Annotated in this window: 25 protein-coding genes and 1 other RNA gene; 11 read left to right on the top strand and 15 right to left on the bottom strand. The window is 28.4% G+C overall.

Annotated features, from left to right (window positions below; translation table 11 throughout):
- Positions 1–55: 55 nt before the first annotated feature.
- Positions 56–424, top strand: coding sequence for a DUF2809 domain-containing protein (locus MHN29_RS02515; protein WP_235273152.1), 369 nt, complete (start codon positions 56–58; stop codon positions 422–424).
- A 57-nt stretch (positions 425–481) separates the two neighbouring features.
- On the top strand, positions 482–1,387 hold the full coding sequence (locus MHN29_RS02510) for a transporter (protein WP_235273153.1): 906 nt from the start codon (positions 482–484) through the stop codon (positions 1,385–1,387).
- Between the two features lie 95 nt (positions 1,388–1,482).
- Here MHN29_RS02510 and MHN29_RS02505 read toward each other — a convergent pair whose 3' ends face one another.
- Together MHN29_RS02505 and MHN29_RS02500 are read right to left on the bottom strand one after the other, a co-directional pair.
- Entirely contained in the window at positions 1,483–1,704 is a 222-nt protein-coding gene (locus tag MHN29_RS02505; RefSeq protein WP_150900545.1) for a DUF3820 family protein, read from the bottom strand.
- Between the two features lie 44 nt (positions 1,705–1,748).
- Entirely contained in the window at positions 1,749–2,957 is a 1,209-nt protein-coding gene (locus tag MHN29_RS02500) for an NAD(P)-dependent oxidoreductase (protein ID WP_235273154.1), read from the bottom strand.
- 219 nt (positions 2,958–3,176) lie between these two features.
- On the opposite strand from MHN29_RS02500, the gene ssrA reads away from it, so the two are divergent.
- Positions 3,177–3,570, top strand: a transfer-messenger RNA (tmRNA) gene (gene ssrA, locus MHN29_RS02495).
- Between the two features lie 65 nt (positions 3,571–3,635).
- Here the strand turns inward: ssrA and MHN29_RS02490 are convergent.
- The 7 genes from MHN29_RS02490 to MHN29_RS02460 form a co-directional block, all read right to left on the bottom strand.
- On the bottom strand, positions 3,636–4,229 hold the full coding sequence (locus MHN29_RS02490; RefSeq protein WP_235273155.1) for a hypothetical protein: 594 nt from the start codon (positions 4,227–4,229) through the stop codon (positions 3,636–3,638).
- Positions 4,216–5,697: an AAA family ATPase gene (locus tag MHN29_RS02485; RefSeq protein WP_235273156.1), complete on the bottom strand. Its 1,482-nt coding sequence runs from the start codon at positions 5,695–5,697 to the stop codon at positions 4,216–4,218. The genes MHN29_RS02490 and MHN29_RS02485 overlap by 14 nt, the downstream gene beginning before the upstream one ends.
- 2 nt (positions 5,698–5,699) lie before the next feature.
- Complete coding sequence (locus MHN29_RS02480; protein WP_235273157.1) at positions 5,700–7,043, bottom strand: restriction endonuclease subunit S; 1,344 nt, start codon at positions 7,041–7,043, stop codon at positions 5,700–5,702.
- A 1-nt stretch (position 7,044) separates the two neighbouring features.
- Positions 7,045–9,312 (bottom strand): N-6 DNA methylase, encoded by a 2,268-nt coding sequence (locus tag MHN29_RS02475; protein ID WP_235273159.1) that lies wholly within the window; start codon positions 9,310–9,312, stop codon positions 7,045–7,047.
- A 1-nt stretch (position 9,313) separates the two neighbouring features.
- A complete protein-coding gene (locus tag MHN29_RS02470; RefSeq protein ID WP_235273161.1) occupies positions 9,314–9,526 on the bottom strand; it encodes a helix-turn-helix transcriptional regulator in 213 nt (70 codons plus the stop codon).
- Between the two features lie 85 nt (positions 9,527–9,611).
- Complete coding sequence (locus tag MHN29_RS02465) at positions 9,612–11,162, bottom strand: pentapeptide repeat-containing protein (protein WP_235273163.1); 1,551 nt, start codon at positions 11,160–11,162, stop codon at positions 9,612–9,614.
- A 110-nt stretch (positions 11,163–11,272) separates the two neighbouring features.
- Positions 11,273–12,430: a hypothetical protein gene (locus MHN29_RS02460; protein ID WP_235273164.1), complete on the bottom strand. Its 1,158-nt coding sequence runs from the start codon at positions 12,428–12,430 to the stop codon at positions 11,273–11,275.
- A 211-nt stretch (positions 12,431–12,641) separates the two neighbouring features.
- Here MHN29_RS02460 and MHN29_RS02455 point away from each other — a divergent pair, with 211 nt between their 5' ends.
- Positions 12,642–13,298, top strand: coding sequence for a hypothetical protein (locus MHN29_RS02455; protein ID WP_235273165.1), 657 nt, complete (start codon positions 12,642–12,644; stop codon positions 13,296–13,298).
- Between the two features lie 64 nt (positions 13,299–13,362).
- On the opposite strand, the gene MHN29_RS02450 is transcribed toward MHN29_RS02455, so the two are convergent.
- Positions 13,363–14,910, bottom strand: coding sequence for a hypothetical protein (locus MHN29_RS02450; protein WP_235273166.1), 1,548 nt, complete (start codon positions 14,908–14,910; stop codon positions 13,363–13,365).
- Positions 14,911–15,346: 436 nt separating this feature from the next.
- Here MHN29_RS02450 and MHN29_RS02445 point away from each other — a divergent pair, with 436 nt between their 5' ends.
- From MHN29_RS02445 to MHN29_RS02430, 4 genes are all read left to right on the top strand, one after another.
- The gene (locus MHN29_RS02445) at positions 15,347–15,544 is read left to right on the top strand and encodes a hypothetical protein (RefSeq protein ID WP_235273167.1); all 198 of its coding nucleotides are present in this window, start codon (positions 15,347–15,349) and stop codon (positions 15,542–15,544) included.
- A gap of 146 nt (positions 15,545–15,690) precedes the next feature.
- The gene (locus MHN29_RS02440) at positions 15,691–15,855 is read left to right on the top strand and encodes a hypothetical protein (RefSeq protein WP_175578726.1); all 165 of its coding nucleotides are present in this window, start codon (positions 15,691–15,693) and stop codon (positions 15,853–15,855) included.
- A gap of 163 nt (positions 15,856–16,018) precedes the next feature.
- Complete coding sequence (locus tag MHN29_RS02435) at positions 16,019–16,192, top strand: hypothetical protein (protein WP_235273169.1); 174 nt, start codon at positions 16,019–16,021, stop codon at positions 16,190–16,192.
- A 161-nt stretch (positions 16,193–16,353) separates the two neighbouring features.
- Positions 16,354–16,503: a hypothetical protein gene (locus MHN29_RS02430; RefSeq protein ID WP_235273170.1), complete on the top strand. Its 150-nt coding sequence runs from the start codon at positions 16,354–16,356 to the stop codon at positions 16,501–16,503.
- Positions 16,504–16,722: 219 nt separating this feature from the next.
- On the opposite strand, the gene MHN29_RS02425 is transcribed toward MHN29_RS02430, so the two are convergent.
- The 3 genes from MHN29_RS02425 to MHN29_RS02415 form a co-directional block, all read right to left on the bottom strand.
- Positions 16,723–16,917: a helix-turn-helix transcriptional regulator gene (locus tag MHN29_RS02425; protein WP_150900366.1), complete on the bottom strand. Its 195-nt coding sequence runs from the start codon at positions 16,915–16,917 to the stop codon at positions 16,723–16,725.
- Positions 16,914–17,333, bottom strand: coding sequence for a hypothetical protein (locus MHN29_RS02420; RefSeq protein WP_235273172.1), 420 nt, complete (start codon positions 17,331–17,333; stop codon positions 16,914–16,916). Before MHN29_RS02420 ends, MHN29_RS02425 begins: the two co-directional genes overlap by 4 nt.
- 222 nt (positions 17,334–17,555) lie before the next feature.
- Complete coding sequence (locus MHN29_RS02415) at positions 17,556–17,984, bottom strand: hypothetical protein (RefSeq protein ID WP_235273174.1); 429 nt, start codon at positions 17,982–17,984, stop codon at positions 17,556–17,558.
- Positions 17,985–18,266: 282 nt separating this feature from the next.
- Between MHN29_RS02415 and MHN29_RS02410 the strand changes: the two genes are divergently transcribed.
- From MHN29_RS02410 to MHN29_RS02400, 3 genes are all read left to right on the top strand, one after another.
- Entirely contained in the window at positions 18,267–18,650 is a 384-nt protein-coding gene (locus MHN29_RS02410; RefSeq protein WP_235273176.1) for a hypothetical protein, read from the top strand.
- A gap of 486 nt (positions 18,651–19,136) precedes the next feature.
- Positions 19,137–19,289 carry a hypothetical protein gene (locus MHN29_RS02405; RefSeq protein WP_235273178.1) on the top strand — a complete coding sequence of 51 codons (153 nt, stop codon included), beginning with the start codon at positions 19,137–19,139 and terminating at the stop codon, positions 19,287–19,289.
- 170 nt (positions 19,290–19,459) lie between these two features.
- Entirely contained in the window at positions 19,460–19,675 is a 216-nt protein-coding gene (locus MHN29_RS02400) for a hypothetical protein (protein ID WP_235273179.1), read from the top strand.
- 99 nt (positions 19,676–19,774) lie between these two features.
- On the opposite strand, the gene MHN29_RS02395 is transcribed toward MHN29_RS02400, so the two are convergent.
- Positions 19,775–21,511: a hypothetical protein gene (locus MHN29_RS02395; RefSeq protein WP_235273180.1), complete on the bottom strand. Its 1,737-nt coding sequence runs from the start codon at positions 21,509–21,511 to the stop codon at positions 19,775–19,777.
- Between the two features lie 223 nt (positions 21,512–21,734).
- Positions 21,735–22,250 carry a hypothetical protein gene (locus tag MHN29_RS02390; protein ID WP_235273181.1) on the bottom strand — a complete coding sequence of 172 codons (516 nt, stop codon included), beginning with the start codon at positions 22,248–22,250 and terminating at the stop codon, positions 21,735–21,737.
- Positions 22,251–22,253: the final 3 nt, after the last annotated feature.

The following is a 22,253-nucleotide window of genomic DNA, read 5'->3' as shown; positions in this document are numbered from 1 at the left end:
ACTTTATAAAACTAACGTCAAACCTTTTATGGGTTTGACGTTTTAAAAATTAGCTATGAGATTACATATAAAAAGCCTTATTATTTTTCTATTATTGTTTATAACAGAATTATTAATAGCACAAACTTCAGGGTTTATACGATATACTTTTGGAGACTATTTGGTCGTTATTTTATTGTATTATCTATTAAAAACCTTTTTCAATTTTCCTCCTAAAACCATAGCAATAGCAGTATTGCTCTTCTCTTATATAGTAGAAACATTGCAGTATTTCAATTTTGTTAACTTGATTGGATTAGGCAATTCTAAAACAGCTAACATTATTATAGGAAATACATTTAGCATAGGTGATTTAATCGCTTATACACTTGGTATTATTACAGTCTATTGTATTGAAAAAAAATTAGGTGAAAAGAATCATTAATTTTACTGTAATCATTGTGTATTATCTCGACAAAAGGGAATATCAAATTAATTAACAATGAAAAATAATTACCGATTAATACTATCTGCTTTTGCAATGATCAGTATTTCAACAGTTTCTAACGCACAAGGATTACTTGATGGTTTTACTCCTAAAAAAGGTGACTTATCTGTAACCGCTTCTTATTCAAAAAGTACATACGACAAATTCTATTTAGGTGATGTAAAAGTAGATGCTGTACCAGCACATAATGAGATAAATCAGAATATATATTCTCTTTATGCAAAATATGGTATCACAAACCGTTTATCTGCTGTTGTTAACCTTCCTTTTATTTCAGCAGAAAACACAAGTGGTCTTGCTGATCCAGTAAATGGACAAAGCTCAATGTCTGAATTACAAGATATTTCAATCGCTTTAAAATTAAATGCTCATAAATTTACTTTCAAAAAAGCAGATTTAAATATTATAACTGGAGTAACTGCTGTTATTCCTACAGGATATGAGCCAAACGGAATTTTATCTTTAGGAAGTGGTGCTTTTGGTATTGATGTAACTGCTGGATTGCACTTAAACACAAAAAGTGGTTTCTTTTCAACACTTTTAGCTGCTTACAACCTTAGAGCCGATGCTGATAATAATTTAACTCCTGGTGGTAAATTTGGAGTACCAAATGCTTTTGTTACTATGGGTAAAATTGGATACGCAAGTGACTTTATTTATGTTGAAGCTTGGGCAGACATCTCAAACTCTGAAGAAGGAGTTGATATTGGTGGTCCTGGTTTTAATGGAAACTTTCCTGAAACAAATGTAGATTATACAAGAATTGGATTGACTGTATACAAAAACATTATTCCTCAATTAGGTGTTAGTTTAGGATATGGTAAAGTAATAGATGGAAGAAACTTAGGTGACTCAACTACCTTTACTGCTGGATTAACTTATAATGTTTCTTTAAAATAAAAAAAGTTTACATTTAAACTCCATATAAAAAAGAGCGCTTTAAAAAGCGCTCTTTTTTTGAATCTATTTTGTAATAAAATGTTCTGCACAAAAAATTAAAATTGAGTTTTAAGTTTACGTAAAATATCATCTAAACCATTTAGCTGCATTTCGTATACCAATCCCATCATCTTCCCCAATTTCCCAGCAGGAAAACCTTTGTTCTTATACCAAACCAGATAATACTCAGGAATATCAACTAAATAGGTTCCTTTATATTTTCCAAAAGGCATTTTCATCTTTGCAGTATCAATTAAAAACTGTTTGTCTGGCAACATATATTTTAGGCTATAAAAAAACCCGCAAATAGCGGGCTTTATTTTTATTCTTTTCCGTCTACGTAATCTTGTAAATATAAATAACGTTCGGTTAATTTTCCATTGTTGGTAGTCATTTTAGCTCTTTCTAAAATACCATCTTTATCCTCATTGTAAAATGCAGGAATAACGTGTTCTAAAAACATATCACCAAAACCTTCACTAGCATCTTTTGGTAATTCACATGGTAAATTATCTACAGCCATTACCGTAATAGCCTTTTCATCATTAAAATCAATTTCCGATTCTGTTGCTGGATCATATCCATAAATCGGATCGGCAATTGTTGAAGGTCTTATGGTAGAAGCAACTGGTCCATCAATATCACATGATATATCCGCTACATACTTTATTCTAAAATCTGCTTGTTTTGCGTCCTCTCTGGTAAAGAAATAAGGAGCTCCATCGCCATAAAAATGACCGGCAATAAAGAAATCTGTTACTTTAGCATACGGCATAAAGTTACTTTCGTATCCGGTAGCATCTTTATAAAACTCGTACTTGTCTCCTACTTTACCATCTTTTCTTTTGCTATACTCCATTACATCTGCCATACAATATACAGGCTCTGTAAAATCGGCTGTTAAATACAAGGCATCGCTCACTTGCTTTATTTGTAAGTGATCTAAAATTTCTTTAGCACCTTGCGCTACTTTTCCAGTACCGGTAAGTAAAATCTTAATATTTGGTATGGTAATTTTATCTAACTCAGCCTTTACTTCATCTAAATCTGCTAAGGTTTCTACTTTTGGTAAGTTAAATAAGTTTTCTCTTATCCCTAAAGCTCTAAAACCATTGTAAGCCCCTACTAAACCAGCATAACGTCCAAATCCAATTAAACGTGCTCCATTTTCTTTTACAATAGTTTCATGGTCAAACATTTCAATGTTTCTTTCCAACATTCCTTTTAACAACTTACGGTTATAAGGTTGTTTTTTGATGGTATGTGAAAAGAAAAAATATTTTTTATTAGGAATTAATGCGTCTAAAGGAACTTCTTTTACTCCTAATAACACATCGCAATCAGACATATCGTCTGTTACTTCAATACCTAAGTTACGGTAAGCATCATCGTTAAAAACTCGAATATCAGAACTTTCTACTTTAATCTCAGCTGATGGAAATTTTTCTTTTAGTTCTTTTAATTTTTCTGGTGAAAACACCACTCTTCTATCTGGAGGATTTTTACGTTCTTTGATGATTCCGAATTTCATTGTTGTTTTTTGTATAGAATTAAACAAATTGATTGTAATTGTTTTAAATTATTACAATTTAGGCGAAAATACTTGTTTTAAAATTATTGAACAAATACTATTTTCATATATTTGTTGCCCGTTAATTTCAACGGTAAAAAGAATTGCAATTACTTTCTTTTTAGAAAATAGACAAAGGCATATTTTTTGCTGAGCTATACGTATTTTCTTTGACATATTGGGGACGACTGGTTTTGACAGCAAGGCCAGTGATAATGTAAGCATACCGAGGAGTGAGATGACAACTCGTTAAACTTATTTCAACTTTTTAAACGGCGAAGATAACTACGCTTTAGCTGCATAATCCGAATCATAGTAAGATTAGCCTCGGCGCACAAGGTGCGCAAGCTTTATGTCCACGAAAAGCCTTGGTTTACGGCGTTTCATTTTTGGGCATCGTAAAAGTAAACATAGAAGACTTAGCACTCCGATAAGTTTTCGAAATTTAAGGAGATAAGCTAAAAGTGGGTGGTTTTGAATCAGCTTTTAGTCGAAAACTAAATCAAAACTAAGTATGTAGAAAGCCTTTGAGCTGCTTGTTTGGACCCGAGTTCGATTCTCGGCGTCTCCACTAAAAAACCCTTATAAACTCAATGTTTATAAGGGTTTTGTTTTTTAGGTGTCGTTTCAGGTGATTTTTTAAATATTATTATATGCCTCAATAAAAAATCTATATGAAAAATCATTAATACTTAATCCTGATGATTTTAAATAATTTTCTAAAGATTTTAACCTAAGCCTAGGCTTTTCTCCATAATTTAATCTATATAATTTTATTGTTTCATCTGCGCGTTTTTGGTTCTGTGGTGTTGCATTAATATTGGGGCATATTTTTCCTGTATAAATATCAATTTCAAAATAAGTTTCAAACGAAAAACTATCGATATCAGGCTTTAGCAATAAATTACTATAATCATCTATTTTCTTTTGACACTCATTACAACAATTAAATAAATTATTATAATGATACGCTATCTTGTGATATTTTGATTTAGGCTTAAAATGTTCTATTGTTGCTCCAGAACCAATGGTAATATTGTCTATATCACAAAAAGAACAATGGTCTTGAGTTGATTTGGCTAAATAATCTATGATTAACTCTTCTCTATTACACTTCCAATTAAACGTATTCTTTTGATCAGGGTCTTTGTATTTATTTTTCCATTCAAGCCCCCATTTTTTCCAATTCTTTTTTAAAAAATGAGGAGCTTTTACTTTGTTAATTTTCCTCATTTACTTCTATTCCTTTAGAAATTATCTTTCTTGTTTCAAAACTTGTTATAAACCTCAAACTTTCCCCAAATTGATTTAATTTAGTTCGTAATTTGAAAAAATTATCATCAACATTCTTTTCCTTTAAAATTATTTTTTTAACTAAATTTTTAAATTCATTTAGAAGTTTTTCAATTTCTATTTTATAATCACTATTTATTCGAAAAATCTCTTTTGTGATAGCAGAATTACTAATTAAACCTTCTCCAATTTCAATTTTGTCACCTTTTTCATTTAAAAGCAATATTTCATCATTATCAAATGATTGAGCCACAAAAGGGCTATGTGTTGTAGTTATTATTTGCAAATAATCTTTTGAATAAATTTCATTTAAATATGGAAACAATTCTCTTTGTCGTTGGGGATGTAGGTATGCGTCTGGTTCATCTAAAAACAATACAGTGTTATCACTACAAATATTATTTTTTATAGAGTCCAACACAATCAGCTGTTGTTCCCCCTCGCTAAAATCATTTATAGAATATACAACTCCTTGACTGTCTCTTATGGTAATATCAAGTTTCTTAATAAAACCAATGCGATAGAGTAAACTAAAAAAGTGAAAAACTAAAAATCGAGATTTATTATATTTTAAATCATGAGAAATATTTAACTTTTCTATAGAACTAATTATTGCATTATGGTAGCTTATATCTATATAAGGAGTTTTGGTTTCTACATTATATTCTACACCATTAGTTTCTTTTAAAATGTGATTTAAATATGTTCTTAAAAAACCTGTTAGCCTGAATAAATCACTATAATCTTTGTTGGCTGTAAATTTGTATTGTTGAAACTCCAATCTAATGTTATCAATAGTAAATGTTTCTTTACTTATAGGAAGAACTTGTTCTTTATTAATATAATTTAAAGCAAAAAGAATAGGATAGTATTCTTTTCTAACATATATAAGATTCTTAGTTATACTTTCAATTACTTTATTTATCTCCTTCACATTAGTTCTTTGGTAAAGATCATTTGCTTGTAAATCTTCTGTTTTGTCTATAATCTCTTCTAAGGTGAAACAAGCACCTGCGTAATAGAAAATTAAATTATCTGGTAATAAACTATAGATTTCTTTTTTATTAGTAATTTCTACATCATTATCATAGTATTGATAATAGCCATTAATGTTTGTAAACCTAATTAGTTTTATTTCAATCGTTTCTTCTTTAGTCGTTGTTGTTTCTTTTAAAATTGTTTTCTTTTCAAAAGAATATTCAACTGTAAATATAAAATCTAGAGTATCTTCTTTCTTATCTTCTAAATAATCTTTTAGGTTAGAAAATATTAATGCAATAGCTTCTATAATTGTAGATTTACCAGAACCATTTATACCAATAAGTAAATGGCGATTTTTTCCAAAATTAAACTTCTGTTTGTTTTGAAACACCTTATAGCCTTCTATTTCTAAGCTTTTAATTCTCATATCTAACTAAATATTTCTTTTTCAAAATCTGCAATAGCATCTTTTCGGTTTTGGGCTGCCTCTTTTTTTAAGGTTTTAATCTCTGCTTTTAACCCCGAAATATGATTGGCTATTTGGGTTTGGGTTGCAATGTTTTCAGGTAATGGAAAAAGAATTTTTTTCAAATTATTGACTCCTAATTCCGTTTGTTTTGTTGATTGAGCAGATTTAATATCTTTAACTTGATTTTGCCCATATTTACTATTGAATAAGTATGAATAGAACAAAGGATTAACTTTACTTTTATCAAGTCTTAATAATAGAATATGACTATCGTAAAGAAGATTTTCATTTTCTTTAGAAATAAATGTTGAACGTCCAATTGTTCCTTCTCCTGTAGAATTAATCAAAATATCACCTTCTTTTGTGAAGAAGTTTTTGTCAATTTTTGAATACCAATTATCGTTTACTTTTTTAGTGTATTCTAATTCTAGGTAATTCCACCTATTACACTTTTGATTTAATATAAATGATTTAGAATCCTTGTCGTATTTTGGGCTTTTTCCTCTAAAAACTGATTCTGCAATTGTTTCATTAATCAATATTGAAGTTAAAGAATATTTTGACGAATGATATTTTGTAATATTTTTGTTAGAACTATTCCAGTCAACTAGTTCTTTAAAATTCACAAACTGCAATCCTTTTTTACTTTCTTTTTCTTCCAATTTCTCAATTCCCAAAACATCAAAAAGGTAGTTTTCTATGTCTTGTTCTAGTTGCTTAACTTGATGTTCTTGATTTTTTGCTAAAGCAATTTTTTGGTTATAAACTTTTACTATTCGATCTTGCTCTACTTTTGGTGGAAGTGGGATTTTTATATTTTTTAAAGTGTCGTACTTTAAATTTTGTCTTACAGAACCTGTGGTATTGTCATTAATTATTTTGTTGAATGTATTTGTTTTAAACATTCTATATAAATATTCCGAACTCAAACCTTTAAAACATTCAAAAACCACATAAGCTGGACTTATAAAATTGTTTTCTTGACTTCCTGTTTTCCAACCAATAGAACCTACATTTATACGATAAGGATTATAAGCCAAATCGTGTAGCTTTACTTTCTTATACGCTTGATTTATTTGTTCTCCTTTTTCTCTGTAGGCATCAAATATTCCTTCTTTATTATTTACTCCTAGAATACCAAATTCTTCTTCTGGAAAATCAAATAATTTAATTTTTTCACTTCTTTGGTTGATATATTTTCCAAGAAGTACGACTGGAAAAGAAGAAGAAATACCTTCTTTCATAAATCGTTTCACATCCCACAATACAAATTCTGAAAAAGGAATTGTTTTTAAATAATTCATACTATTTTCCATAAAATATTTCAGGTTCTTTAGCTAAATTATTTACAATAGGAATTCTATAAAAAGAACCATCCTCAAGCATTTGATAGTCTACCTTATCTATTTTTTCTTTCCAAAGTTTATTTTCAAGTCTATAGTTAGTAAATTCCTTAGCTAAAGGCTCTAATTCATTTTCAATTTTAGCTCCTGTAGTACTAATACCGGCTTTTTCTACTTCGGCAATGGGTATTTGATAGTCAAATTCCGTTTTTATTTGTGTTTTTATTTCATTAACTATTTTTTCATTAATTACTTTTAAATCTTTTCGCAATTGCTTTTTTTCCTCAGCACTTGGGGCTTCTTTACCTCTTAATCCCAATTTAGATTCTATTGGTGCTAATTCAGATGCATATTTTTCTTCTATTTCAACTTTAGCATTTAAGGCTATTTTATTGTAATCTTTTGCTTCTTCTTCGGTAAATTTTTTAAAGAATAATAGACTTGGTTTTACGGTTGCCCCACTGGCAATAAATACATCTTGTGGTATAGAAGTAATTAATACAATTTTTGCTTTACTTTCTACAAACTCACGTATCTTTTGAAGGTTACTGTTATTTAAAACACCTTCAGGCAATACTATTCCCATTCTACCCCCAGGCTTTAATAAATTCAAACAACGCTCAATAAACAATACTTCGGTTAAAGTACTCATTTTACCTGTATCGTATAAGCTTAATAAAGATTTACCTATGTTGTCGTTTATTTGTTTTAAAGCATTGGTATAATCTTCTTTATACCTTTCTGTATATTTTTTTATTCTTGCTTCATCTGTATACTTATCAGCTTCAGTTATTTTTAAGCTTTTTTCTACACGAGCTCCAAAAGGAGGATTGGTTAATATAACATCAAAACGGTTTTCAAAAATTCCGTTTACATTCAATAAACCGTCATTATGGTGTACTCCTCCATGACCATCACCATGCATAATCATGTTCATTTTGGCTGTACGGCTCATTCTTGGGTTAGCATCAGTACCAAAAATGCAATCATAAGACAACACACGTAAACGACTTTTTTCGTTGTTTATATCTAATTCTTGATTTAATTTATGAAACAAATCATTTACTGTAATTTCTACTTCGGCTTTTTTCTTTTCTGACAGCTTATCAAATGCATCATCAAAGTATTTCGCTTTTATTTTTTCTTTTTCAGCTTGTATTTCATTTTCAATTTTAGCTCTTACAAATTCAAAAGCTTTAATTAAAAAACCTCCAGAACCACAACAAGGGTCACATATTATTTCACCTTCTTGAGGGTCAAGTACATCTACCATAAAATCAACTACCGTTCTTGGTGTGAAAAACTGTCCTAATTCTCCTCTAAAAGTTCTCCCCAAAAACTGTTCAAATGCAATACCCTTAACATCATCTGAAGTAGTAGAAAGATTATAAATTTCTAACTTTTCTACAATTGCTTCAAAGCTATTTTCTCTAATTCGTATAGTTTCGTTTTCAGCAAAAAGGTCATCGTCTTTAAAATCTTCTTTAGTGCTCTCAAAAAGTTGTTGATAAAAAGGTCGGCTATCTTTCGACTTATGTCTATCGTATGATTCCTTATCGGAAACGAACTGTTTTTTAGAGAAAATTTGAGCATTATTATTATCTCTTTCGTATCTAATTTTAATAAATAGAATTTTACTTATTTCATCAAAAGCGGCTTCGGGAGAAAGTTTATCGTTATTTCTAATAATGTTATGACAAGTAAACAATAGCTTAGAAAATTCGTCTCTTGTAAATGCTTTGGTTTGCTTTAATAAAGCTTCTATTTTCTTTTGACTTCCAACTGTTTTGCTATCAGGAATATCAACAATTTCATCAAGTCGTTTAGGTATTTTTCCTTTTACTACTTTGAAAATTCTTGTCTCTTTTAAATTAGAAGTTACAAAGAAATCTGCTCCAGCCCAAGAAGCATAATTCATTCCTTGAAAATAATCTTCTTCACGTACCGTAATATTTTCAGCTTTACACTCTACTACAATAATAGGACTATTTTCTTCCGTTTTGTCTTTGGCTGATTTCCATATTAAAATATCCGCCTGTGCACGTCCTTGTCCTCTTTGAGAGTTACTTACTGTAACTTCTTGCTCCATTTGATTAAGCTGAAAACCATAATGATTTACCAAACGACAAATATATTCTTGTCTTACTCTTTCTTCTGGTGTATTTACAAGCCACTTATCTTTAAGTGGAGCAAAAATTTTATTCTTTTTATTGTCAATTTGAACTTCCATCTTACTTGTCTATAGTTGAATTAATAAGTGTTTTAGCATCTACTTTTAATAGTTTAGCAATCTTTACCAATGTCTCAAGTGAAGGTTGTACTTCATTCGTACACCACCTAGAAATTGTAGTTTCATTTTTGGCTAATTTTTCAGCTAACCATTTATTTGTTCTATTCTGTTCCGCTAAAACTACTTTAAGTCTATTTATAGCCTTTTTACTCATATTAATTAGCATTTGATGCAAATATATCAACTTTAAAAATAAAATACTGAGCGTAATTGAGCTTTAAATCCTGTTTATTATTTTTTTACTGTTTAAATCTCTTCCTTAATGCTAGAATGAAAAAAGCAATGAATGTTCCAGATAACATTAATTGAATATTTTTCCATATTAACCAGTAGCCTTTAAATGGTTTTTCTATATCTATTTGTAAATAAGGAATACTTCCTTTTAACCCTCTCTGAATAGCTTTGAGTAAGTTGTAATCTATAAAGAAATAGATTATAGAGGATACGATTAATAACAAAAACAAACAAAAAAGAGGCCTAACATAATCTTGCGTATACCCACCAAAGAAGTCGTAAAACTTATATATAAACCAGTCTACATATTTTTTTTCTTTCCATAACCTCTTCTTTCTCATCTCCATTTCACTTACATAAGAATAACCTGAAAGTTCCCAATTCTTTTCTGAATCAAAATTCTTCTTTAATTGTCTATAGTGAGCTTCAGAATCTCTATGGTTTTTTATTTCATTTTTTAAAACAAGTCTTTTTTTATCAATATTCCAGTCACATCTACTAAACTTAATATTAGAAATATCACAATTATAAAACTCTACTCCCCTCAAGTCCATTCTTGTAAATAATGTCTCTGAATCAAAACTAATACTATCAAAAATCAAATTAGGAGGTAAAAAGGGCCCTCTAAATTCTTCTAGTAATTCATCACTAAGATTTTCCTTATAAGTAAAGAAGAAATGGGCATATTCTTCTTTTGTAATGGATTTATTTAAATCTTCAAGATTAAGATTTCTCAACTTTGTATTGATAAATGTACATCTGTTAAAAAAGCTGCACGATAGAATTTGAAGTTTTTCTTTTATTCTTGAATAATCAAAATTTACTTTCCCAATAAACACTACTTTATGAAAAACAACTTTAAGTTCGCTTACTACACCTGAGAAATCAACATTTTTTTTAAATAGGATATCATTAAAATTTACTTCCTCTTCGAAAACATTTTGACCAAAAACAGCATCATTATTTATTATAAGGTTTAATAGATAAGCGGTTTTCTTAAAATTCACACCCCATAAATAAAGTTCATTGAAAATATTATTATTAAAAACAACATATTCTTTAAACTCTACATAACTAAAACTAATTTTACTTTTGAACTCTGAATAAGTTAAGCCTAGCCCTTCATGAAAAATTGAATGATTAAAACCAACTCTTTTATTAAAAATACAATCTGTAATATCTACATGCTCACAGAAAACGGCTTTTGAAAAATCTACTTTTTCTTCAAACAAATAATTTGTAAAAGTTGTATTCCCTAAAAAAACAGCATTAAAAAAATTAGTCTTTTTAAGAAAAATAGTTTTAGTTTCTCTAATGTTTATAGAAAAATTAATTCCTAATAGATCTTTCTCAATTTTCTCTTTATCTAAATCTTCAAATTCTGGGAATATATAATCTGAGAAATCATAATCTCCTTTAGATATCTTGTGGTCTCTTATCCTCTGCCAAAATTCCGAAACTTTTTCAAAGTCCCAATTTTTATCACCCTTTTCATCTGTTTTATACCAGTCTTCTTTATTAGACTTAAAGTACTCTTCTAATTCTTTTTTCTTCAATTTTCAATTCTTTTGACCCCTAATTTAAAACAAAAAAATTATTATGAAGTTTTGATTCAACGTAATTTATATTCCAAAAAAACAAGAATAACTATAACATTCTTATCCCTTTAGAAATAAACTACTTTTTGAGAAGAATATATTCTTTTAACACTATAATCATTTTTTTGATACTGATCTTTATATTTTACATTACGAATAATATCTGAAGAACTAAATATCAAATTATTGTTTTTATCTAACTTATTGTTAGAATGCATAGTCTTAGTTAAGGTTTCATAAGGATATTCACGATGATATTCTTTAAATGTTAGATTATTATATTTATCATAACTATAAGTCGTATAACCGTTTTCATAAGTTCCTTTTCGTTCTTCTTTTATTTTTAAACCTCTTTTATTGTAAAAATATTTTACAAAATTCTTCTTTCTATTTTTAAAATATTCTTCTATGAGTTTTCCATTCTTAAAAACAAAATAATAATTAAAATAATTATAACTTCTGTAATAATCTGCTATTTTTCTTCTTTTTTTGTCAATTAGATAAACTTCTTGGATTTTCTTTTTACCATTTAAAATCATATAAGTTACTTTGACAGTATTTTTATTTATCATTTTTTGAATTGAAGGAGAAAAATCTGCTATTCTAAAAATATTATTTTTAAGTGCTCTTTTATCAATATACTCATACGTAAATTTAACACTTTCAAATTCTTTAATTTCATCATCTTTCCTTTCATATTCATAAATTTTTTTTTCAATCACTCTATCTTTCTTGTCATATTTATAGACAATTTTCATGCTCCAATAAATCTTATCTGAATTAAAGCGTACAGTTGATATCAGATTTCCTCTTATATCATAATTTGAAATGTTATAACCTTTATCTGAAACTATTTTTATCTTATTTGTCTCATAGTAAACTTTATGCGAATGAAACATACTTTTATTTTTTAAAAAACTAGAAAAAGAAATAATCTGTCCTTTTTTATTAAACACCATTTTTGTTTTTGGATATTTAAAAACATTATTTAGCTTTTTAGTATCATAAAATTGGATAAATTCTTTAACATCTCCCCTTAAACCAAGGTTTTTCACCGTTCTCTCAAATGTAGTTCTGCAAAAGTCTACCACTCTCTCTTTATTTTTGATAACAGATTTTGACTTTTTTATTTTTTGTTTGAACTTATTCTCATTTATATCAAAGCTCCCAAAAACATTATTTCCAAGTAAAACTAAGATTAAAAGAAGTTGAAGTTGAATTTTCATAAACTTAAATTTTTATCAAAAATAAATAACTAAACTTAATCTATGTAATGTTTTAAAAAACATCCTTACTAATTTTGATTCACCTTTCTAAATTTCCCATATAAAAGCACACCTTTTAAAGATGTCCCAATAATACAATACAGTTGTTATATCAGAAAAACACAAAAAACAACCTCAAGACATTATATTTGCTATAAAAAAGATTGAAGCAATGAAACGTAAATTAATTATCCTAATAATCCTTCTAAGTAATCTCCCTAGTTTTTCACAAACAATAGCTGATTTTTTTATAATGGTACCAGATAGTTCCATGATGAGTTTATCAAAAGAAAAAAGAAAACAAATTTTGAGATATTCATCTGATAACTTAACAAAAGAAGATGCTTACAAAGATTTAAGAGATAGTAAAAACCTCTATGCTTTTGATATTTTTGATAAAAAAAATGGATACCTAAGAATGATTGGTGCATTTGAAGGTCAGGTTCAAATGTGTTATTGGAATTTAAAAAATGGCAACAAATTAATTGCAATATATATTGAGGGCTGCGGCCCCGTCTGCTATATAGAACAATTTGATTTCTATGAATACGATGGTGTAAAATTCAAAGCCATTAACTGGAAATCTATAATCCCAGAGATTTATAATGATTTTTTGGGAGCTGATTATAAAAAGAAACTAAAAACATTAAAAGAGCAAGATATTTTGGCTACTCTATTATTTGAGTTACCTAGAAATGGTAAAAACATTATAGGGAAATGGGGTAATGAAGATTCTCAAAAAGTTTATAGAGATTATAGTATTGGTGATCGAATGAACTTGAAATGGAATGATGGAAGTTTTTTAAAAGGAAACATCTACTGGAAATAATAAACTGGAAACCTATATCCATAAATTTAAAAGCCACCCTATTTTTAGGATGGCTTTTTTTGAATTATTTACAATTAGAATTAATTCCTTTGAAAAACGCTAATCTATAAGCTGTTTCATGACCAATTTTTTGAGACATCCACTCCTTCCAATTATTTGAGTTTTTATCCGTTGGCTCGCTACCCAACACACAATTACCTGTTAGCATAGTATACATATAAGCAGCTGTGGCTTTATCTAAGTTTCCATGCATATGCCAGTTATCGCTATAAGCAGATTGAGAAGGAATCGCTTCTTTAAGTTGCGCATATAAAGTACGAATAGGTATAGCACGTGCATTTGGTAATTCAGATTTTCTAACCATATATAATGCAGTACCTAAATCAGTACTATTATTTGTTTCATTATAACGTTTATCTAAACCATAAAGCATTGATGTATTTCCATGGTTACCATTGTCTTGCATAGGGAAACCAAAAGAAAAATCGAATTTAGTTGGATCAATTTTATAACGTTTGTTAGGTTCAAAATTTGTATTAGCCCTTCCATAATTAAAATTAATAGGTGGTGTACCGTTCTTTACAAGAGTTCTACTTGATTTGTTAAAAACCCATTTTAATCCATTTAAAATACCATTTTCAGAACTAGTACCTGTATGGTTGTAGTTTAATACATTATCACTTATATCACAATTCATAAAGGGAGATATAAAAGTAGGATTACCTGAATAATGCTCCTTATTTTTTTCTTCATTTTTAGTTTTTAAAACAATATCTGCAATACTGTTATCGTATTCATATTTTGAAGTTGTAGCATTTTTATCTAAAATATGAGTATAGATAGCAGCTGCTGCTAAATAGGCTCCATTTGGAGTTGGATGCGTTGTAGCTTTGTCTTTTTTTGAACTTGGCAGATTTTTCCAAGACAATCCAGCAGGAATAGTTTCTATGCTTGAACCATCAGCTGTACGATAGGTATATTCTGAAAAATGATTAATTGAAGCTGTTAAAGTTTCATCTTTAGACCACTGCATTAAAAGTAATGGTTTAGCACCACCTTCAGCAACTTTTTGGGCAATTTTATGAACACCTAAAGAATAGTATCCAGGTAATTTAGCAATGATATATGGGTCAGCTGTAATTATAACATAATCCCATTTTTTAGCATCTTTACTTGCTAGATTATTAAATCTTTTTTCCTGATTTTCTGGCCAGTAGTAATATTGTAATAAAGAATGTGCATAATGATTTTCATTATATGTATTCACACTTTGACCTAAACCATAGGTAACAACTTTACTTTTATAAATATCTTCAAAAGAAATAGTTACTTCTAAGTTATGAGACGCGTCTTGTGTTAGAATATTCTTTAACTCCTCTCCTATTTTATCTGAAGAGAATGCACTAACACTAGAATTTATAGATTTACTTGATCCAATGATTAAAATATTAAGTTTTCCATCTTTATTTATATCTGCATCAACCGTTGTATTAGGGGGAGGATTTTGATCAGATGGCAATGAAGAATCATCGGAACAACCTGTAAGAAACAGAAATAATGTAGTTAAATAAATTAACTTTAAGGGGTTGTAGAAAAAAGGGGTAGTTTTCATAAGTTTTTTAAATATAAAATAATAAATATGAAATCTTATATAATATTTTTCAACTACAATTTATAGAAAGATGTTATGTAGTATAACTGATTCTTAAATAAAAAAAGTTATCAACTCAAGACAACTCTTTTCTTTGATAACATTAAATTCTTAAAAAGTAATTTGTTTTATATTATTGCTGATTTCACCATATAAAACGATTGAGTTTTTATTTACCCTACTAAAAAATATAGTTTTTAAAAAAGGGCTGGACTCTTAAATAAGAAAAGAGCTTATTAACTCCTGATAACCTCTTTTCTATGACAACATTTAATTCTTGCTAAAGTAATTTGTTATTATTATTCGCTTTTACATTTATACGTTACACTTATGAATTTTCAGAAATAAGCTTAACACTAATCATTTAATTTGAATAATTAATTTTAAAATTTAAATAATGATTAAAAACATGTCAAACTTAGGTACAATCTTAAACAAATCAGAGCAAAAATCTATTAACGGGGGGCTTTCTGAAGCATCAGGTAGAAGATGTGATCGTTTACTTAGAAGAGCTGAAAGGTATTTAGATAATGGTAACCTTAGAGGCTATGATAGAGTAATGGCTACTTTTTCTAGAGTTTGTCCGATTGCATAAAAAATTAGGCAGACTTAGGTTTGCCTTTTTTATAGTATTCATACTACAATTTTATACAAGTAAGGATTTCCCTTACTTATTTTACGGACTAAAATTATTTGATTGATCTTTAAATATTTAGATTTAAGAAATCTAAACTTCAAATTATGATAAAGAACATCTCAAATCTTGGGAACATGCTTAGTAAGCAAGATCAGCAATCAATTAATGGAGGAGCCTCACAATGTTTTAAATATTGTAATCCTCAAGGACAATACATATTTTTTTGTCCGCCACACTGGGATCCAGTTAACATGGGACCATGTCCTTAAAAATAATAGCGGACTTCGGTTCGCTTTTTTATTATACTTTCTGTTTTATTTTTCACACCTGTTAATTTTAGTTAAACAAGGTAAAACCATACTTATCTTACGGCTTATTACACCTTATTTTTATTTGTGATTCATATGTTTGAAGAAATTTAAAATACATATTATGTTAAAGAACATTTCAAACTTTGGTACAACTCTAAACAAAACTCAACAACTATCTATACTTGGTGGAATAAACGGTGGTGGAACAACAATTGAATGTGACCAGATCCCTTACCCTTGCGATACTGGTTATGAACCAAATGAAAATTGTGTATGTGTTCGCATACCTTTTTAAACAAACATTACAAGCGGACTTCGGTTCGCTTTTTCTTTTTTATTACCCCCTTTATTCTTTAAATTTTAATCAAGTAGGGAAAGCCCTTACTATTTCTACTGTTTTTTCTTATTGATTTAATTATTAACTATTTAAATTTAATGAATTAAAACCCTCAAATTATGTTAGAAAAAATTTCAAACTTAGGTTCATTATTGGAAAAAGATGAACAAATTTCTATTAATGGTGGACGTAGATTATGCTATAAATATTTTGAATGTATTGGAGGATACATCAATACTTGTTTAGCATACATTGATCCTTGTCCATGATAAACTAAAAATTTCATAAGCGGACTTCGGTTCGCTTTTCTTTTTTACTTTCTAAATTTTGGATATAAAAAAACACCTTTTATAAGGTGTTTGTAATAAATATTTATTTTCGTTTAAATACTGTATTTAACTAGTCAGAGTAGATTTAGATGTAATCAAATCCATTGTAGTTAAAGTTATACATTATAGAAAACCATTTTTTCATTGATTTATTATAACTTATTCTTCAATATCAAATAAATACTCAACTGTAACTTCAAAAAATCTAGCCATTCTAATTGCTAAAATTACTGAAGGATTAAATTTGTTTTTTTCAATTGCGTGAATAGTTTGCCTTGAAACATTTAATTCTTTTGCTAAATCTGCTTGAGTTAAGTTATGTCTAGCTCTTTCTACTTTTACAAGGTTTTTCATAAATACATTTTTCTTTTGATAAAAAATACTACTATGTAAGACCAAAGTAATGGAAATATAAAGAAATTTAAAGTCAGTTTTAAGTCTTTAGCAAAAACGTACATTAAAATTGTAACTAACAATCCAATGATAAAAGTAAATTGAAAAGATTCTAGTCGTAATTTATCTATGTAATCGTCTTCTACCTTTTCTTTTGAAGCCATAAAAATTAGCATTGCTATTATCGCAACAAAATCAATTCCATAATTTAACGCTCCCCCAGAAAAAGCATTTAAAAGCCCTTGTATTCCATTGTCTAATTCCGTTACTTTTTGGGAAGTATTAAGAAAGTTTAAACTTCCATTAAGTAAAGAAGCAATAATGAAAAGGATTAATCCAATTTTTTTATACCAATTTGGTAATATTTGTATTTTCATATTCTATTATTTTTACACAAAAGTAAACAAAACTTTACATTAAGAAAAACAAACTAGACATTTATTAATCATTCCCCCTTTTTATTCTGGACAATACATCAACGAAATTTTTAGTTTAGGAACCTCAAACCCTACAATTACTTTAATTCTTATTTCTAAATTTTTGACATAAAAAACAACACTTAATAAGTATTGTTATGTATATGAAGATTTTTTGTGAAACTATATTCGCCTAGTTATTTTGCCTAACCTCAAATACTCTTCAGATTTAACAAAATTTATTATTTCATTAATTCTTTTCCTTTCTCCCTCTGCATAACTTGAGACTCCAAATATTTTCTGATCTTCTTTACTAAGTTGAATATTATAAACCTTACCTAATTTAGCATTTTCTAAAACACTTAGAACTATTTTCTCTAATTCTGAATTTATTTCAACCAAAGTATCATTTACATATAATCCTCCTGGACAAAGTCCTTTATAATAAGTCTCAGACTCAACCGCTTTGTCAACTATTCTAATCCATAAATTTATGTCACTACTTTCACAATAAAAGGAACTTCTTCCACCATCTAGAAGAGTTGAATTAGAAATTATGAATTCAGTTTTATTTTCAGGATATACTTTTAATAAGTATTCGGTTGCATTCATCTTTTTAAGGTTCAAGTTTAGAATAATAAAAATAATCAATAATTTATTTTAACTCACCACAATTACTTCAATAAGCTTTTCTGATCTTTAAGAGTAAGCAATTAAATATATTCAATGTTTTCGCGTCTCTTAACTTATACATTTTTCCAATTACATTCAAAACCAATAACCAAACATAGACATTGTGGTAACTGTTAAGTGATAAAAATCATAAAAGCTTCATCATTCTTTTATTATTTTTATTACTAATAGAATGAGATGTTTAATTAAAAAACAATTCAAATGTTGAAGTATATACTAGCATGGTTTCCAATGATTATTATTGCCATAGCTAACGGATTTTTTCGAGAAAAACTTTTAGTAAATTATTTTGATAAGCTTCAGGCTCATCAACTCTCTTCTATAAGTATGATTGTTTTGTTAACTATATACAACTGGATTTTATTTAAAATTTTCTTTCCAGCATCTATCAATCAAGCAATATCTATTGGGCTTATTTGGTTATTATTTACAATAATGTTTGAGTTTTTATTCGGTTATTACGTCGTAGGACATTCTTGGTCTAAATTATTAAGTGATTATAATATTTTAAAAGGAAGAATTTGGTTTTTTGTTCTAATTTGGATTTCTATTGTTCCTTATATTATTTATCGCATACAAGAATAATGTATAGTATTAGTTATAACTAGCTGGTATAGATTAGAAAAGCTAATAATTTATTTTTACCTACTGCAATTATACCTAGGCGCTTTTCCCTTTACAGCATCTAAAAGCTTAAAGAATTACGGTAAAACCTTACTTTTTTTACGGTTTTTATATAGAAACATCAATTAAATTCTAATTAATTTCGCAGCCACTTAAGAGACGTCTTAAGTTCTTTTTTATAGCAATTTTCCCACTCAGTCTTTGAGTGGGTTCTTTTTTTAGCACTCATACTACATTTTATTATTTCTGAAAACCTAGGGTTAATTTAAATTAATAAACATTTTGTATCTGAGAAGTCTATTTACATTCTCCTTCGCATTCTTTGTCTTTTTATTTATATTGTGTATTAACTATAGATAAACAAGGTAAAACCTTACTTTTTTTACGGATTTTTTATTCAAATCTTAATTTTTACTTTTTAGATTTGAGAAATTAAAAATTCAATTTATGTTAAAGAGCATTTCAAACTTAGGTTCAACTTTGAACAAAAAAGAACAACAATCTATTAATGGTGGTAGTGCATGCTTTCCATTCGACCCTTGCGGATTAGATGAAAAATGGGATTTTGGTTTATGCCAATGCGTATTAACCAATTCATAATAATTTATCAGCGAACTACGGTTCGCTTTTCTTTTCTCTTTAGTACTTCAATTATCTTTATCTTAACTTTTAAGTCTCTCACCTATACTTTTAAGAATCCTATCTTATTTTTCATTTTGCCCTTTACATTTAATCTAAATTGAATACCTAAGCACTTAAAAGTATTTAACATGGTAAAAATTTATTTTTACAAATCTCATTTGAAAGAATTCAATCAGATTTCCGCCAATTTTCAAGATTATTCAAACATTCAAATTAATTCATCTTATTATGGCATCAACCTTATTGAAACTAAGTTAGATACCAATAGTAGAATTAGTCAAAATTCAATAAACTTGTTTATCAAATATCTTAATAACAACTGTGGTTTTAAGATTATGTATTAGCGTTTTTTTACCTAACCCATAATATTTTCATTTCTAAATTTTTGACACAAAAAAACACCTTAAAAAGGTGTTCATTGTAAGTTTATAAATTGCTTTAGATTAGTTCTTTTCTTTTAATAATTTTTGAACTAAAACCTCTAATTCCTTTATTTTAGAATTTTGTTTTTTGTTTTCTTGAACTTGTTTTTCTAATGCTTTTATTTTCTTTTCTTGTTCAATTGTATACAAGGTTAATTCTTCAATTTTTTGTAATAATTTAGAATCCATTTCTCCTAGAAAAATTCCATTATCAGCTACTTCTTTTGCACTTGGAATATCTTTTAAATGCCCTTTTTCTTTAATATGATTTTCTACTTCTTCCAAAGTAGGTAATTTATAATCATCATAAAAAACAAAATCAGACCAGCCTGTTTCAACTTTTATTTCTTTTGCTCTTATATTTCCATTCACTGCTAATTTCCATGCCCCTGGATCTACTGTTCCGATTCCAACATGACCACTGTTTCCTTTTATAACAAACGTTTCCTTCATGACATTATCAACATTACGCCTAAATAATACATCACCATACGGTGTATTCGATATAGCATTATGCTTAGAATCAAAATAAGTGACTGCGGTATTAGGATTATATGAAATATGATATCCATGATTAATACCCCAATCCAATTTAAGACTGGAATTGTTTGCCGAATTTGTACTTCTTATTCTCAAGGATGCATTGCTATCTACAATCTCAAGTTTCTCTGATGGACTGTTTGTTCCTATTCCTACTTTACCATCAACCACTACATTGTGTATTGTTTTACCTGAACTATGTTCTGCATTTTTAAAGTAAGTCGTTTGTTTTGCAATACCACTACCAGGTACTGTCTTTGGGGCAATTTCAAAAACCCCATTTGTTCCACTAAAAGCTGACCCAGTTTTAAAAACTAAATCATCATAAGTTCCGCCATTACCTAGTCTAAAATTACCTTGGAGTAAAAAAGTTTCGTCAGATTGGTTAATTGTTCCTTCACCAATTCTTATCTGATTCGCTCCTACCTGAAAAATAGCTTTATCATCTGTTCCTTTTGTTATTTTTAAAGGAATAGATGACGTCCATGTACTTTTTGTTTTCAACCAGAGAGTGCTTTTAGCATTACCTACACCAGAATTTTCTATAACAGAAACATAGTCTTCTTTATTATCTGAAATATCAAGCCTTACACTTGGACTTGTAGTTCCAATTCCTACATTTCCATTAGAATCAATACGCATTCTTTCTTTTAATCCTGCATTATAACTACTAAAAGTTAAATCTGTAAGTGCGCCTGTAGCCATTCTTATTGCAGAAATTCTAGCAGTTGGAATATTTACAGCTGATGTCACTGAAAAATCTATATCAGCAGTATCGTTTATTGCTCCATTTGAGTTTGTCAGTCTTAAAAAAGATGTTTGCCCTGTATTAGCTTTTCTTATATGCAACTTTGCTTCTGGACTCGTAGTTCCAATACCAACATCACCTCCGAAAGTTGTATTACCATTTGGATATATCCTTAAATTTTTAATATCGCCATAATTTCCATAACCCAAATAAGTGTATACATAATCAGTTGAACCTCCATATGAACCAACTCTAAAACTACCAGAAGACATTAATGAGTTTTCAAACTCTATAAGATCTCTTGCCCATCCACCTCCGTTATAGTTAAATCTTCTTTTAAAATGTTCTCCTACTGATCCTCCTTGAATGGTAACACTTCCTGTTGTTAAATTATTCCCTGTTGAATTCCACTGGGCTTTAACACCAAAACTAATAGCTAACATAGCTATTACAGCAATTTTTGTTTTCATAATAATTTTTAATTTTAGAAATGCAAAAATAGACTTTTTCACTTATCTAAAACTCAATTACGCCTATGATCTTTTCCATTTTTGAGTCCTGAAAACCTAAGGCTATTTTAAATTTTCATCGTATTGCTTTAATTATTTTTTCTAACAGGTAAATACCAATCTACCTCTTAAATTTTCATATTTACCAGCAGAACATTGTGAGATAATGCAATGTTTTATCTTCTTAAACAAACTGTTTTAAACTAGCTATCTGTTGTTCCAAAGCTACAATTTCCGTTTGCATTTTTAATTCTTTGTAATAGGAATGTTCTCTTAATTGTAGTTCTAAATCTTTTTTACGCAAACGAATCCATTTTTTATCGGTTATACTCAATGTTTCTTCTTTCAATAATATATTGGAAGCATGTAATCCTCGTAACCAATACGCTCTATTTGCTTGCAACTTTTTTAAATTATTCTTTTTGTTTTCTAAAGTCTTCCTTATTCGCCATAAAAGCTGTTTTAACTCAACTATACTCTCCTCCTTCTCTTTCTCTATAAATTCTGAGACTCCAGATAATTCAGCTACAGGAACCGACAATGCTAATGCTTTATACAAAACCATTAATTTATTAAGTTGTGACAAATTCAAAGTCCTACGACCAATCAATACTGAGTTTACAAAGCTTATAGAACTCCCTATATATCCACTCACTACATGGGTATGAATATTAAAATGTTTTTTTATTGCTTCTATCATTTT

The organism is Tenacibaculum sp. Cn5-46, from assembly GCF_022347705.1.
Taxonomy (GTDB): Bacteria; Bacteroidota; Bacteroidia; order Flavobacteriales; family Flavobacteriaceae; genus Polaribacter; species Polaribacter aiptasiae.
Note: the sequence above shows the minus strand (reverse complement) of the source record. Positions and strands in the feature narration are given on the sequence as shown.

What these genes read in the sequence shown, in the direction of transcription:
- MHN29_RS02515 (WP_235273152.1), top strand. Translation starts at nt 56, where the DNA reads ATGAGATTACATATAAAAAGCCTTATTATTTTTCTATTATTGTTTATA.
- MHN29_RS02510 (WP_235273153.1), top strand. Translation starts at nt 482, where the DNA reads ATGAAAAATAATTACCGATTAATACTATCTGCTTTTGCAATGATCAGT.
- MHN29_RS02505 (WP_150900545.1), bottom strand. Translation starts at nt 1,704, where the DNA reads ATGTTGCCAGACAAACAGTTTTTAATTGATACTGCAAAGATGAAAATG.
- MHN29_RS02500 (WP_235273154.1), bottom strand. Translation starts at nt 2,957, where the DNA reads ATGAAATTCGGAATCATCAAAGAACGTAAAAATCCTCCAGATAGAAGA.
- MHN29_RS02490 (WP_235273155.1), bottom strand. Translation starts at nt 4,229, where the DNA reads ATGAGGAAAATTAACAAAGTAAAAGCTCCTCATTTTTTAAAAAAGAAT.
- MHN29_RS02485 (WP_235273156.1), bottom strand. Translation starts at nt 5,697, where the DNA reads ATGAGAATTAAAAGCTTAGAAATAGAAGGCTATAAGGTGTTTCAAAAC.
- MHN29_RS02480 (WP_235273157.1), bottom strand. Translation starts at nt 7,043, where the DNA reads ATGAATTATTTAAAAACAATTCCTTTTTCAGAATTTGTATTGTGGGAT.
- MHN29_RS02475 (WP_235273159.1), bottom strand. Translation starts at nt 9,312, where the DNA reads ATGGAAGTTCAAATTGACAATAAAAAGAATAAAATTTTTGCTCCACTT.
- MHN29_RS02470 (WP_235273161.1), bottom strand. Translation starts at nt 9,526, where the DNA reads ATGAGTAAAAAGGCTATAAATAGACTTAAAGTAGTTTTAGCGGAACAG.
- MHN29_RS02460 (WP_235273164.1), bottom strand. Translation starts at nt 12,430, where the DNA reads ATGAAAATTCAACTTCAACTTCTTTTAATCTTAGTTTTACTTGGAAAT.
- MHN29_RS02455 (WP_235273165.1), top strand. Translation starts at nt 12,642, where the DNA reads ATGAAACGTAAATTAATTATCCTAATAATCCTTCTAAGTAATCTCCCT.
- MHN29_RS02450 (WP_235273166.1), bottom strand. Translation starts at nt 14,910, where the DNA reads ATGAAAACTACCCCTTTTTTCTACAACCCCTTAAAGTTAATTTATTTA.
- MHN29_RS02445 (WP_235273167.1), top strand. Translation starts at nt 15,347, where the DNA reads ATGATTAAAAACATGTCAAACTTAGGTACAATCTTAAACAAATCAGAG.
- MHN29_RS02440 (WP_175578726.1), top strand. Translation starts at nt 15,691, where the DNA reads ATGATAAAGAACATCTCAAATCTTGGGAACATGCTTAGTAAGCAAGAT.
- MHN29_RS02435 (WP_235273169.1), top strand. Translation starts at nt 16,019, where the DNA reads ATGTTAAAGAACATTTCAAACTTTGGTACAACTCTAAACAAAACTCAA.
- MHN29_RS02430 (WP_235273170.1), top strand. Translation starts at nt 16,354, where the DNA reads ATGTTAGAAAAAATTTCAAACTTAGGTTCATTATTGGAAAAAGATGAA.
- MHN29_RS02425 (WP_150900366.1), bottom strand. Translation starts at nt 16,917, where the DNA reads ATGAAAAACCTTGTAAAAGTAGAAAGAGCTAGACATAACTTAACTCAA.
- MHN29_RS02420 (WP_235273172.1), bottom strand. Translation starts at nt 17,333, where the DNA reads ATGAAAATACAAATATTACCAAATTGGTATAAAAAAATTGGATTAATC.
- MHN29_RS02415 (WP_235273174.1), bottom strand. Translation starts at nt 17,984, where the DNA reads ATGAATGCAACCGAATACTTATTAAAAGTATATCCTGAAAATAAAACT.
- MHN29_RS02410 (WP_235273176.1), top strand. Translation starts at nt 18,267, where the DNA reads ATGTTGAAGTATATACTAGCATGGTTTCCAATGATTATTATTGCCATA.
- MHN29_RS02405 (WP_235273178.1), top strand. Translation starts at nt 19,137, where the DNA reads ATGTTAAAGAGCATTTCAAACTTAGGTTCAACTTTGAACAAAAAAGAA.
- MHN29_RS02400 (WP_235273179.1), top strand. Translation starts at nt 19,460, where the DNA reads ATGGTAAAAATTTATTTTTACAAATCTCATTTGAAAGAATTCAATCAG.
- MHN29_RS02395 (WP_235273180.1), bottom strand. Translation starts at nt 21,511, where the DNA reads ATGAAAACAAAAATTGCTGTAATAGCTATGTTAGCTATTAGTTTTGGT.
- MHN29_RS02390 (WP_235273181.1), bottom strand. Translation starts at nt 22,250, where the DNA reads ATGATAGAAGCAATAAAAAAACATTTTAATATTCATACCCATGTAGTG.